Source organism: Pseudobacillus badius, assembly GCF_002189605.1.
Classification (GTDB): domain Bacteria; phylum Bacillota; class Bacilli; order Bacillales; family Domibacillaceae; genus Pseudobacillus; species Pseudobacillus badius.
In genome coordinates this window covers 532,571-545,019 of the sequence record NZ_MWMM01000001.1, presented here as the reverse complement: position 1 = coordinate 545,019, position 12,449 = coordinate 532,571, and the positions used below count along the sequence as shown (strand labels likewise).

The window sequence follows — 12,449 nt, the reverse complement described above, 5'->3', positions numbered from 1 at the left end:
TTCCTCGTAAATGTTCTTTCTTCTTTTTATCTTATGATGATTGGACAAGATTGTAAAACAATTCCTAAAAAACCTCTTGCGTTCTCCTTGTATAAAAACATGAGAACGCAAGAGGTTTTAAGATAAGCTGCCCGATTGGGAGAAAACGAGCTCTATCAATTTTTTGCTTGTCAGCTGTAACGCTTCTTCAAAATAAACCATATAAAACTGCCTTGTTAGTGTGACCCCCTCTATCTTTATTTCTTTTAAAGTCCCCAATTGCAATTCCTTCTTCACTGCGGATTTAGAAATAATGGCAATGCCCAAATCTGCTTCCACCGCACTTTTGATGGATTCTGTATGTTCAAGCTCTAACACCGTCTTTAGCTGGTTGGGGTCAACCTCATTTTTTCTGAGACTGCCTTCGATCACCTGCCTCGTTCCCGATCCTTTTTCTCTGATAATAAACGGCAAGGATGTGAGCTCATCCTTTGACAGGCGCGTGCTTTCAATGATTTGGGAGGAGCTTGAAGCAATTAAAATAAGCTCATCTTCCTGAAAGGGGATTTGCTTCAAGTTTGGGTACGAGAGCATAGATTCAATAAAGCCGAGATTCAGTTCATGTTTATACAATTTCTCGATAATCTGCTCAGAGTTGCACATTTTTAAATGCACATCAACGAGCGGGTAACGCTTTTTATAGCCGGCAATTAAAAATGGCAGCACATGCTCGCCAATGGTCAGGCTGGCTCCGATATTTAAATGGCCGGCTACCTCCCCTTTGAGCTCTTGCAGCTCGTTTTGAATCTCATTCATTAAGAAAAGCATCTTTTTTGCTTTCTGGTATAGTATTTGCCCTGCCGGCGTTAATTCGACCTTTTTTGTTGTCCGTTCAAACAGTTTTGCCTGAAGCATATCTTCCAAATGCTTGATTTGCAGACTGACAGATGACTGGGAGATGTGCAATTCTTTCGCCGTCTGCGAAAAGTTCTTGTTGTTTGCTACTGCATAAAATAACCGTAAATACTCTAAATTCATTTTTCTTCTCCCCTCTGTTCCCCTTTCATTATAAATGAACGAGAAGAGCTTTTTCACTTAAATCGTGCGAAAGATCCATAAAATCAGCGGCGACAAAGCCAGAAGTCCGGCGAAGCCGGCCACAGCGACTGCTGCCGGCTTGATGCCTTCCTTGGCAAAATCCTTGTAATTCACATTCAGCCCAAGCCCGGCCATCCCCATCGCCAGCAGATAAGTGCTCAGCAACAGGCAGTAAGAGACGATGCTGTCAGGAAGAAAGTGAAGAGTATTAATAAAGCTGGCAAACAAAAATCCAAATATAAACCATGGAACCGGCAAGCTTTTCAGCCCTTTTTCTGCAAGCTCCTTCCGGTTGACAATCAAGCTGATCACTAAAGCCACAGGTATTAATAACAGCACCCTTCCAAGTTTGACGACGATTGCAGCCTGACTGCTTTCCTCCCCTCCCGGCACAGCAGCGGCAACGACATGGGCAAGCTCATGAAGCGTCGCTCCCGTCAACACCCCGTACTCATACTTGCTGACAGGCAAGTAGGGAAACAAAAAGATATAGAGCAGTGCACCGATCGTTCCTAAAATAGCAATACATGAAACAGCGATAGCCGTGTGTTCTTGTTTGTTCTTAATAATGGGGGCAACCGCAATGATAGCAGCTGCTCCACAGATCGCTGTTCCTGCGGCAATCAACATTGACAGCTGCTTATCGAGCTTGAACACTTTTCCAAGCAAGAGGATAAACAGCATTGTAAATGCAATGACTAAAACATCCGCTGCCAAAACAGCATAGCCGGCCGCTGCAATATCCAGCAAATTGAGCCGAAAACCAAGCAAAATAATTCCGGCCCGCAGCAGGACCTTGCTGCTGAATTGAATTCCCTGCTGGTAATCTTGCTTGACTTGAACAGTGTTTTTCCATATCATTCCGATCAAAATGGATAAGATCATCATGCCCATAATTTGAAAAAAAGGCAGCTTCGCAATTAAACCCGCAACAATGGCGATCAGCAAAGTGAGCGACACGCCTTTTGACGCTCCGCGAAATTGGCCCTGTTTTTTCCGTCTCTCTTCTGTATAGGATTGTAATTTTGGTGCTTCCAACCTGATCACCTCCGCAGTAGTTACATTAACCGTAACATACTTTGGCTGCTCCATTATTTTGATTATGTGATAAGTGTTATTGTATTCCTTCATGAAAAGACGGTTCAGGAGGCTGCCAAACCATCCCAGCGAACGCGCCAATGACTTCTACACAAAAAAGCGACCTGTACAGGCCGCTTTACTGCATTACTTATTTCTCTTAGGAGGCTCCTCCTGTTTTGGGGCAGGGCGCTTTCCCCACCAAAATTCATTCACGCGCCGCATATGCTCCTGGCGTTCTTCCTCTGTCATGCCTACTCTTTCTTCCGGCTTATTTTTTTCGCTCATTTTAAATTCCCCTCCGCAGGTGATTTTGTCATAATATCTTATGCACCTTAAAGGAAATGGTGCCTCATAGACTAGTCACATTAAAAGAGGGAAAGCTTTTTACCGTTTAGCTGCCCTGAACCCCGCCGCTTCTGCTTCTTCTTTTGTGCAAAACATTTGTTCAGGTTTTGTTGCTTCATAAGACTGGTTTCCCGGCATATGATAGATTTTCTCTCCCCCGCCTGATATATTCCCTTTTATTCGGCAAGCGGGCTGGGGAGATGCTTGATCGCCGCCTTCAGGCTGTTCCGCCCTATAGCCGCGGTCGGTTACGTAATCCTCCACTGACCAAATGCCGAGACGCTGCTCGCGGGCATGCTGCTGCACCTCTTCAAAGCGGTCAACATATTTCGTATTCGGCGGAAAAACAGCTACGCGCGCCAGCCCTTTGGCGACCAGCTGCTCATTTACAAGCTCTTCGTCCAGCCATACATAAGCAAGCACACGTCCATAACGGTCGCGTTCTTGAACATCCATTTCTAAAGATACTTGCTTATCTGTCAAAAGATCTTTCGTATAAGCTGAAGCTTCCGGACCGAATGGCTGAACCCCGAGGCGCGGATGTTTCGTTTCCGGCGTATCAATCAAGGTCATTCTCACTCTTTCTTTTTTGCCGCTGGTGAATTGAATATCAAACGTGTCGCCATCAACCACGTAAACAACTGTGCCCTGCAGCCGGTCTTCCGCTGCTAGTTGCTCTTCCTTTTGCTGATCCTCTGCGGGATCTGCAGACGGCTCTGCTGCGCAGCCGCTAATAAGCAAGAAAACGGCAAGAAATAAAGCAGTTTGGATTTTACTCATTAAAAACACCTGTTTCTCTATAGTTATTCTCTAGAGGTATACGCATGAAAATAATGAAGTACATCCTCTACATATTGGTCGCTGTGATTATAAGAATAAATGGCTTTTTTTAACTTGCCCTCGGCTGCTCCGTGCGCCTTTAAATAAGCCGCTGCACTGAAAACGGCATCTTCAATATCGTAAGGATCTGCTTTGCCGTCTCCATTGGCATCCACCCCGTAGCCGCCATATTTTTGAATAACAGCCGGATTGACTTTATCTTGATTCGGAATGTTCCCCTTTCCAAGTCCGCTGCATGTCGGATGGCTCCAGCCAACAAACGTGCATGGCATAAATTGCAGCGGACCTTCTGCGCCAGCCGGTGACAACATAGGGTCCATTGTTGAAAATCTCGTCTCTACCCGATGATGGGCCGCCAACAGCTCCCAAGGCACGCCATATTCTTGTTCTGCTGCCTGATACACCGGAATAAACTCTTCTGGGATAGAAGATTCGACAACAGAATTTTGCGGAGCGCTTTTCTGATTCAACGCTATATACACTAATGCGGCTATAACTAGTAAAAAAAATAATTTTCTTTTTACTGATTTTTTCAGTTTTCTCTTTTTCATGCTGTTCTCTCCAAAATAGAAAATCGGTTCGCATTTATATTAGATAACTAAAGGGAAATCTGCAAGCAAAAATAACGCCGTTCAGAAAAAGACCGTCCTGCATCGGACAGGACGGTCAGTCTAAAGTCTGATTTTTTAATGATCGGCGCCCGTTCGGCTTATTTTAATAAAGCCTAAGAAACACGCTTAGTCTATAAATAAGCAAGCCCTATTTCTGCGGCGCACGAAGCGATTTGATCAGTTCTTTTCTTTCTTTCGCAAGTGACCGGTACAAGGACAGCATCATTAATATCATGATGACTGAGAATGGCAGAGCGGCTATAATTAAAGCATTTTGCAGCGCCTGCAACCCTCCGCTGTACAAGAGAATCACCGCTATGAGTGATTGGGCAATTCCCCATGTCAACTTCACACGTGATGGCGGTGTTAACGAGCCATAGGTTGTTTGCATCCCTAATACAAAAGTAGCGGAATCAGCAGAGGTAATAAAGAAGGTGCTCACCAAAGCAACGGCCACTACAGAGAGTACAGATGACCACGGGAGCTCATTGAACACGGCAAATAATACTTCCTCTGTCGCATTTTTTGTTAAATCTACTGCACCTGAGAACTGCAGGTCAATCGCCGCAGAGCCAAACACAGCAAACCATAAAAAACTGACAAGCGCCGGCATAATAAGCGTCCCTATTAAAAACTCGCGAATGGTCCGGCCTTTAGATACACGCGCAATAAAAATACCGACAAATGGGGACCAAGAAATCCACCAGGCCCAATAAAAAATAGTCCAGCCATTAATCCACGTCCGATGCTCCTCATTTAAAGGAGCAATGCGAAAACTCATATTTACCAGGTTTTGCAAATAGCTGCCAAGGGTATCTGTAAACATATTCATCGTAAACAGCGTCGGTCCAAGAATGAGCATAAGCCCCAACAGCACAATAGCCAATACCATATTAGCATTACTCAATATTTTAATGCCTTTGCCTAATCCGCTCATAGCAGAAATTAAGAATAAACACGTGACAACAATGATGATGACCAACTGCACAGAGAAGCTGATCGGCGTGCCGAATAAATAAGACAACCCGCCATTAATTTGGGCCGCTCCAAAGCCAAGTGTCGTAGCTACACCTACGACGGTAGCAAATACAGCCATCACGTCAATGGCTGTGCCAAGCGGGCCTTTTGCCTTTTCCCCTAAAATTGGAACTAGCGTTGCGCTGATTAGCCCTGGCTCTCCTTTACGGAACTGATAATAAGCAAGCGCAAGCGCTACAATAGCATAAATGGCCCATGCATGAATGCCCCAATGAAAAAATGTATAGCGCATCGATTCTTTAACTGCCGCTTCTGTGCCTGCTTTTGCTAAAGGGGGATCGATCGCAAAATGACTCAACGGCTCTGCAGCCCCCCAAAATACTAAGCCTATTCCCATACCTGCACTAAAGAGCATCGCAAACCATGTAGGAGTAGAATAATCAGGCTTTTCTCCGGGCTTCCCCAGCCTAATAGCTCCTACAGGGCTAAAAATTAATAATAAGCAAAATAAAACAATACCGGAAACCAAAATTAAATAATACCAGCCAAAGGCTGATGTAATAAATGTTTGAACATTGCCTGTCAGCTGTTCAAACGTTTGTGGCGCTGCTACGCCGAATACAACCGAAGCGAGCACCAAAGCGAGTGTAATCCAAAAGACATTTGAAATTTTCTTCACAAAATTCTCCTTTCATTATTTAGACGAAATTAATGCACATGGGAATGGGCAGTATATAATGGCGTTCAATCGCGCTTTTTCGACAGCCTCTATTACCCTAACAAATAACTGGAAGCCTATCAAGTAAAGACACTTTCTCCTCTATACCTTACCCCCATCCGTGTAAAAAAAAACCCCCGCGGGCGCATGAACGCCGGCAGAGGATTAGAAAGTGATTACCGTTCATTATGCTGGGAAAAGGTTTGTTCTTCCATTGCAGCTTTATATAATTGCGAGAGGCCATACGTTTGCTTTTCCGCCTCCGCAATCGCGCTTCGCATTTGCTTTTCCTGTTGTTTCGCTTCCGTTAGCTTCTCTGTAAATTTGTCAATCTTGCGCTGAATCTCCTGTTTGCGGCTGTTTAGTTTTACCAGCTCGTCATCGGAGAGATGAATTTCCAAAACCAATTCAGGCTCGTAATCATGATATTTATCTAACACTAAGGCGCTCATATCATTGAACACCTTATCGATTTTCTTTTCAAGCTGGGTCTTTTCGGTCTGATAATAACTGGATTTGATAAAGGTGGAAACTGCTCCGATAATTCCCTTCTTCTCTTTTTCCTGCTTGGCTAACTTCGCTTCTACTCTTCTTAAATCCTCCTGCAGCCGATTGTTCCTCACGCTTAGCTCACCGAAATAAGGACGGGCCGGGTCTTTCTTTAATTGCTGTGTCAGCTTTCCATGAAGCTGTTGGTTGTAAGCCTCCGTTTGCCGGAGCACGGTCTCTACCTCCCGCAGCTCCTCTTCTAAAATGGACAGCCCTTTTTTCCAGTCGTTTTGCTTTTGAACTTTTTCATTGACTGAGCGCAGCATGTTTCTGTAATCATCAAACCGCTTATTCCAAGAACGATTAATGATCGCCAGCTCCTCATCCTGTTCTTCTTCAGACAGCTTGTCTGCCAAATAAGGAAGCATTGTTTCAAATAAAACCATCGGCAATAATCCTTTGTTAAATAACAGGTTTTGATAGCGGTAAAGAATTCCGCCTCCTTTGAAAATGAGTGACAACAGCAAATCCGGATTTGTCATCCAGGAAAAATAAGCAGCCTCCTGTGGCGCAAAAGCAGACGCCTGTCCTGTATTTGAAAAACACTGAAGCAAATATTTATAAAAACCAAAGCCTGTCTTTTCCACAATGGCAGTAAAAACGAGAAAAGGATCGTCTGAAAGAGCCGCATGCAGCTCGGCCTTTGTCCACTCCGACAGGTGAATCCGCTCCTTCAGCTGTTCCTGCTGGTAAGTTGGCAGCTGTCCAATAAAGGCTAACATTTCATCTACCCAAATCATGGCTGCCATTTCTTTTTCAGCTTTGGATTTCTGAGCATTCATATGTCTGTACAACTGGGTCATTTCCCAATGGACAAGAAACTCCACCTTGTTTTTCTCAGGAAACTGGTCAAATGACTTGGAGAAATCCTTATATTGCTTTTGAAGCTGCTGAAAAGCTTCTTCAATAATTTCTTCGCATTGTTTTATCACTTTATAAGGATCATCTAACAGCCGCATTGGAAGCTTAAGCGCCTTGCTTAACTCCAGCAGCAAATCAAGCTGTAATTCTTCATCCTTTACTACATTCAATTTGTCGGCTTCCTTCTGCAGCCACTCATAAAAATGAGCAGATTGTTCTTTTGAGACTAAGTCCTTCGTTTTGGAAGAAACAAGATCCCAAAAATTCAAATCATGCAGCATAACATATACAAAGCGCAAATGTGCACCTTTTAGCGACACGAGTGAATGTGCCAATTGCCGGCCTTCCATCATAATCAATCCGTCCAATCTGTTGAAGTTATTTACGTATCATTATATATCAAAATACCAAAAGAAGACATTTTTAGAAAGGAAATCGCTATTCTCTGCCTGCAGTGTCGAACCTTGTCTAAAACTAATCAGTCTGATTTCCCGTGTGTTATTGCAGAACTGGCAAAATTTCTTTAAAATTAATATATAATTCTGAAATTTTTATAATTTCAAGAAATTATTAACCAAGGAGGATGTTTATGGAAAATACCAAATTGAAATCCCCGCTCCAAGAAGAAAAAACCATCTATGAAAACATTGCCTCAAGTCCAAAGTTTACACAAATGGTGAAAAGTAAAAACAAGTTTCTCGTCCCTCTTTCCGTCTTCTTTCTGCTCTTTTATTTTTCGCTGCCGTTGCTTACATCCTACTCAAATATCTTAAATAAACCGGCGCTCGGCCCCATTTCATGGGTCTGGATTTTTGCGTTCGCTCAATTTATCATGACTTGGTCTCTGAGCATGATTTACGTAAGGAAGGCCAACCAATTCGACCAAATGTCAGATGAGATTTTGAACGACTTTCAAGCAGAGGCCAAAGGAGAGCAGCAATTATGAGTATCGTCGGTTTAGTATTCTTTGTGGCAATCGTCGGATTGACTCTTGTTATCACTTACTTTGCGGCCAAACGGACAAATACAGCCAGTGAATTTTATACAGCTGGAGGCGGACTGACAGGCTGGCAAAACGGACTGGCCATTGCAGGGGATTATTTATCAGCAGCTTCCTTCCTTGGCATCGCCGGGGCGATCGCTTTAAATGGCTTTGATGGCTTTTTTTTCAGCATCGGCTATCTTGTTGCTTATTTAGTCGTACTTTATTTAGTGGCTGAACCGTTGCGCAATTTAGGAAAATACACGCTGGCCGATATGATTCATGCCCGCTTTGACCAAAAGAAAGTCAGGGCGACAGCTGCTCTCAGCACGATTACAATTGTTATTTTCTATATGATTGCCCAGCTTGTCGGCGCCGGCGCCCTGATTCAATTACTGCTCGGCATCGATTACTGGATAGCCGTTTTGATCGTCGGTGTCATGATGACCATTTATGTACTCTTTGGAGGCATGACGGCTACGAGCTGGGTACAGATTATTAAAGCTGTTCTGCTGATGATTGGCACGGTCATCATTTCTTTCCTTGTATTAATGAAGTTTCACTTTAACATTTTTGAAATGTTCTCTGATGTGAAGTCAGCTACCTCACATGGCGAAAACTTTTTAAACCCCGGCGTGAAATATACCAATCCTGTTGATACACTGTCTATGACGGCAGCTCTCGTATTCGGAACAGCCGGACTTCCGCATATTCTTATGCGCTTTTTCACTGTAAAAGACGCCAAAACAGCGAGAAGTTCTGTTGTTTACGCTACCTGGATTGTTGGCATCTTCTATATTCTTACGATCTTCCTTGGCTTTGGCGCCGCTGCCTTTGTCGGTTCCGAGAACATCATAGCTGCCAACGCTGCCGGCAATATGGCTGCTCCGCTGCTTGCCCAGGCTCTAGGCGGCGACATGCTGATGTCGTTCGTATCGGCTGTGGCCTTTGCCACTATTCTTGCTGTCGTAGCTGGACTGGTCTTGTCAGGTGCTTCCGCCTTTGCCCATGACATCTATGGCGAAATTATTAAAAAAGGCAACGTAACGGAAAAGCAGCAAATGCTTGCTGCCCGCTATGCTTCCATTTCGGTGGCTGTCTTTTCCATTTTGCTTGCTTTGTTCGCCCAAAAAATGAATGTTGCTTTTCTTGTTTCTCTTGCCTTTTGCGTAGCTGCCAGCGCCAATCTTCCAGTGATCTTATATACAATTTATTGGAAGCGCTTTAACACGACTGGGGCTGTTTCCGCCATGTTAACAGGCCTATTATCCGCACTGATCCTAGTAGCTGTCAGTCCGAATGTATTAGGACCTGAAGGCACAGCCATCTTTGTCGGCACTCCGCTATTTCCGCTCACGAATCCAGCCATCGTCTCTATACCGGCCGGCTTCCTGGCCGGCTATATCGGCACGGTTCTTTCGGCGAAATCGGATGCCCGTAAGTTTGCCGAGGTAACAGTGAAAGCAAACACCGGGTTTAAAGGATAGGCATGAAAACCAACAGCCGATTCAGGCTGTTGGTTTTGGCTTTTCCCGGCTGTCCTGTTATGCTTTACAATTGATGTCTTAATCATTCGTATGATGAAGCGCCTCCTGCGGAAAACGCTATCTGCAGCGAAATGGAGAAAGGAACAATTGTTAACAACACTTCATAAATGAAAAAGCAGGTGAAAATATGAGAAAATGGATTTTACTGGGCTTATTGATTGCGAGCTTTCCTTCTGTCTCTTCAGCTGCCGCCCCCTCTCCTTTTGAAAGTAAGCTGTCCGAGCAATTAACTGCTATCAAAGACAGCAGTCAGATCATCGTGGTGGAAGGAAAACAAACAAGCTATCAGGCAACTCTGCGGACGTATGAAAAAAGAGGAAGCAAATGGATACAAACTTACAAAACAGCAGCTGTTATCGGAAAAAATGGGCTGTCTTCCTCTAAAAAAGAAGGAGATGGGCGCACGCCTTCCGGGCTGTTCCCTATCGGAGAAGGATTTGGGTTTGCCCAAAAACCAGCTCGGATAAACATGCGCTATACACAAACAAATCACTATCATTATTGGGTAGATGATCCTGGTTCACCCGATTACAATAAGTGGGTCTATTACAGAGGAAATCCGGATAAACGGTGGAAATCCTACGAACGAATGAACCATTTTTTATACAAATATGCCGTTGTTATCAAATACAATGAAGACCCGATCAGGAAAGGAAAGGGAAGCGCTATCTTTCTCCACAGATGGAGAAATCCTTCAAGCCCTACTGCCGGTTGTGTAGCTCTTAACGAACGCCAGCTGCTGTATGTTATGCGCTGGATCATGCCGTCCAAACAGCCCCGAATTGTCATCGGAGATCAAGCCTCCATCCTTGCCGACCTTAGATCTTCGGCTAAATAAAGATGTCAAACGAAAACAGAAAAAGGGATCAACAGGCGGCTGGCCTTTGGATCCCTTTTTCTGTTTGATTTGGTTAAAACTTAACTGTATTGCTACATTTGTTCCATTCTATTTTTAACGATAGCTAATCCGTTTTTCAATTCTTCTTTTAATGCCTTTTCCTTCTTTGTCAAATTAGCAGATGGTTCTTGCGGATGAAGAGCCAAATGTAAATACTGTTTGTATGTAATATGGACATCGAGCAAAACAGAATATATATCAGTCATCGTTTCAGGAGGATCAGCGAGTTCAGACAGCAAATCATGGCACTTTTCTGAATCTTGCTGCAGCTGCTGGGCCATCTCTGCCTCTGACATTGCCTCGTAAGAATGGCTCTGCCCAGCTACAATTCCTTCTCCCTGACGGCTAGCTACTCCCTGGCTATCAGAATGGTTAGAAACAACCGACTCTGCTTTCACCGCACTCTTGTCCATCAGCTGATAAATCACTTCGAGCTGTTTGGCATAGGCCTGTTCATCTTTGTATTCTTTAAAATAATAAAGAGAAATCCCCACAAACAGCAAGGCGCCGCAAAGAACCAAAAAAAGAGCTTTCCCGAAATAACTCGTTTTAATGGATGAGCGTTTAACAATCATGTCTATCACCTGGCCCTTTACTGTTTATTCTCCTCATAGTCTGCCGCTCACATTCATCTTGCAGAAATTATATCATAGAACTTTCGACAAAAAAGAAAACCTTACAGGATTTAACAAAATTGATACATTTGTAAGAATAAGGATTTACTATCCATAAAAAAACCTGTCATTTTATTGACAGGTTTTTTAAGGGTTAAATTAGCTCTTCTACTGCTTTGTAATCATATCCAAGGTCTTTAGCTACCGCTTCGTACGTAACATGACCTTTATAAGTATTCACTCCAGGTTTCAACGAAGGGTTTTCTTGAATCGCTTGAGTGAATCCTTTGTTAGCCATTTGTAAAGCGTAAGGAATGGTCACATTTGTCAAAGCTACTGTAGAAGTGCGTGGAACAGCTCCAGGCATGTTAGCTACCGCATAATGAACAACTCCGTGCTTTTCATATGTCGGGTTATCATGTGTTGTTACATGATCAACTGTCTCAAAAATACCGCCTTGGTCAACAGCTACGTCAACAATGACAGATCCCGGAGACATTGACTTCACCATTTCCTCTGTCACAAGTTTCGGTGCTTTTGAACCCGGAATTAATACAGCTCCGATGACAAGGTCAGATTCTTTGACTGCTTCAGCAATATTAAATGGGCTGGACATTAATGTTTGAACGCTGGATCCAAAAATATCTTCCAACTGGCGCAGACGCTCTGCACTTAAGTCGATAATCGTTACGTCCGCTCCAAGGCCGGATGCGATTTTTGCCGCATTTGTTCCTACCATGCCGCCGCCGATAACTGTTACTTTACTTTTCTTTACTCCCGGTACTCCACCAAGAAGGACACCTTTGCCGCCTTTGTTTTTCTCAAGGAATTGAGCGCCGATTTGCGCTGCCATACGGCCAGCAACTTCACTCATAGGTGAAAGCAAAGGAAGTGTGCGGTTAACTGACACCGTTTCATAGGCAACACCTGTTACGCCGTTTTCTACAAGCGCTTTTGTCAAGGCAGGCTCTGCTGCGAGATGCAAGTACGTAAATAACAATAAATCTTTACGGAAATATTGGTATTCCGATTCGATCGGCTCTTTTACTTTCAGCACCATTTCTGCTTGAGCCCATACATCTGCTGCTGAGTCAATCAGCTGCGCGCCAAGCTCTTGGTACTCTTCATTAGTGAAACCGCTTCCAAGACCCGCATCTTTCTCCACTAATACTTTGTGTCCGGCTCTAACTAAAGTAGTAACTCCAGCTGGAGTGATGGCTACGCGGTTTTCATTGTTTTTAATTTCCTTAGGAACACCAATAATCATCTGAACATCTCTCCTTCTTTTCAATATACGTCTATATTATGATATATTTTTCGTCATTTCATCATTATAAATAAAAAATTCG

Annotated in this window: 12 protein-coding genes; 3 read left to right on the top strand and 9 right to left on the bottom strand. The window is 43.7% G+C overall.

All coding sequences use genetic code 11. The features are described from left to right. Window positions 1-117: 117 nt before the first annotated feature. The 7 genes from B1A98_RS02620 to B1A98_RS02595 form a co-directional block, all read right to left on the bottom strand. Complete coding sequence (locus B1A98_RS02620; protein ID WP_063383597.1) at window positions 118-1,017, bottom strand: selenium metabolism-associated LysR family transcriptional regulator; 900 nt, start codon at window positions 1,015-1,017, stop codon at window positions 118-120. A gap of 57 nt (window positions 1,018-1,074) precedes the next feature. After that, window positions 1,075-2,115 carry a YeiH family protein gene (locus B1A98_RS02615; RefSeq protein ID WP_223663355.1) on the bottom strand — a complete coding sequence of 347 codons (1,041 nt, stop codon included), beginning with the start codon at window positions 2,113-2,115 and terminating at the stop codon, window positions 1,075-1,077. A 186-nt stretch (window positions 2,116-2,301) separates the two neighbouring features. Continuing rightward, window positions 2,302-2,442, bottom strand: coding sequence for a hypothetical protein (locus tag B1A98_RS20305; RefSeq protein WP_156136660.1), 141 nt, complete (start codon window positions 2,440-2,442; stop codon window positions 2,302-2,304). Between the two features lie 99 nt (window positions 2,443-2,541). Continuing rightward, window positions 2,542-3,282, bottom strand: coding sequence for a thermonuclease family protein (locus B1A98_RS02610; protein ID WP_063383595.1), 741 nt, complete (start codon window positions 3,280-3,282; stop codon window positions 2,542-2,544). Window positions 3,283-3,305: 23 nt separating this feature from the next. Beyond that, a complete protein-coding gene (locus B1A98_RS02605; protein WP_041113171.1) occupies window positions 3,306-3,893 on the bottom strand; it encodes a lytic transglycosylase domain-containing protein in 588 nt (195 codons plus the stop codon). Window positions 3,894-4,101: 208 nt separating this feature from the next. Continuing rightward, window positions 4,102-5,610 (bottom strand): glycine betaine uptake BCCT transporter, encoded by a 1,509-nt coding sequence (locus tag B1A98_RS02600; protein ID WP_063383594.1) that lies wholly within the window; start codon window positions 5,608-5,610, stop codon window positions 4,102-4,104. Between the two features lie 215 nt (window positions 5,611-5,825). Beyond that, entirely contained in the window at window positions 5,826-7,412 is a 1,587-nt protein-coding gene (locus B1A98_RS02595) for a coiled-coil domain-containing protein (RefSeq protein ID WP_063383593.1), read from the bottom strand. 236 nt (window positions 7,413-7,648) lie between these two features. On the opposite strand from B1A98_RS02595, the gene B1A98_RS02590 reads away from it, so the two are divergent. From B1A98_RS02590 to B1A98_RS02580, 3 genes are all read left to right on the top strand, one after another. After that, on the top strand, window positions 7,649-8,005 hold the full coding sequence (locus B1A98_RS02590) for a DUF485 domain-containing protein (protein WP_063383592.1): 357 nt from the start codon (window positions 7,649-7,651) through the stop codon (window positions 8,003-8,005). Further along, window positions 8,002-9,528 carry a solute symporter family protein gene (locus B1A98_RS02585; RefSeq protein ID WP_063383591.1) on the top strand — a complete coding sequence of 509 codons (1,527 nt, stop codon included), beginning with the start codon at window positions 8,002-8,004 and terminating at the stop codon, window positions 9,526-9,528. Before B1A98_RS02590 ends, B1A98_RS02585 begins: the two co-directional genes overlap by 4 nt. Before the next feature lie 187 nt (window positions 9,529-9,715). Continuing rightward, on the top strand, window positions 9,716-10,426 hold the full coding sequence (locus B1A98_RS02580; RefSeq protein ID WP_082821611.1) for a L,D-transpeptidase family protein: 711 nt from the start codon (window positions 9,716-9,718) through the stop codon (window positions 10,424-10,426). A 92-nt stretch (window positions 10,427-10,518) separates the two neighbouring features. Here B1A98_RS02580 and B1A98_RS02575 read toward each other — a convergent pair whose 3' ends face one another. Together B1A98_RS02575 and ald are read right to left on the bottom strand one after the other, a co-directional pair. Continuing rightward, window positions 10,519-11,061, bottom strand: coding sequence for a hypothetical protein (locus tag B1A98_RS02575; protein ID WP_063383590.1), 543 nt, complete (start codon window positions 11,059-11,061; stop codon window positions 10,519-10,521). 193 nt (window positions 11,062-11,254) lie between these two features. Next, window positions 11,255-12,367, bottom strand: a complete 1,113-nt coding sequence (ald, locus tag B1A98_RS02570; protein ID WP_063383589.1) for an alanine dehydrogenase — start codon at window positions 12,365-12,367, stop codon at window positions 11,255-11,257. Window positions 12,368-12,449: the final 82 nt, after the last annotated feature.

Excerpts from the sequence above, each read along its gene's own strand:
- B1A98_RS02585 (WP_063383591.1), top strand. The coding sequence starts at position 8,002 with ATGAGTATCGTCGGTTTAGTATTCTTTGTGGCAATCGTCGGATTGACT.
- B1A98_RS02595 (WP_063383593.1), bottom strand. The coding sequence starts at position 7,412 with ATGATGGAAGGCCGGCAATTGGCACATTCACTCGTGTCGCTAAAAGGT.
- B1A98_RS20305 (WP_156136660.1), bottom strand. The coding sequence starts at position 2,442 with ATGAGCGAAAAAAATAAGCCGGAAGAAAGAGTAGGCATGACAGAGGAA.
- B1A98_RS02610 (WP_063383595.1), bottom strand. The coding sequence starts at position 3,282 with ATGAGTAAAATCCAAACTGCTTTATTTCTTGCCGTTTTCTTGCTTATT.
- B1A98_RS02590 (WP_063383592.1), top strand. The coding sequence starts at position 7,649 with ATGGAAAATACCAAATTGAAATCCCCGCTCCAAGAAGAAAAAACCATC.
- B1A98_RS02580 (WP_082821611.1), top strand. The coding sequence starts at position 9,716 with ATGAGAAAATGGATTTTACTGGGCTTATTGATTGCGAGCTTTCCTTCT.
- ald (WP_063383589.1), bottom strand. The coding sequence starts at position 12,367 with ATGATTATTGGTGTTCCTAAGGAAATTAAAAACAATGAAAACCGCGTA.
- B1A98_RS02605 (WP_041113171.1), bottom strand. The coding sequence starts at position 3,893 with ATGAAAAAGAGAAAACTGAAAAAATCAGTAAAAAGAAAATTATTTTTT.
- B1A98_RS02620 (WP_063383597.1), bottom strand. The coding sequence starts at position 1,017 with ATGAATTTAGAGTATTTACGGTTATTTTATGCAGTAGCAAACAACAAG.
- B1A98_RS02575 (WP_063383590.1), bottom strand. The coding sequence starts at position 11,061 with ATGATTGTTAAACGCTCATCCATTAAAACGAGTTATTTCGGGAAAGCT.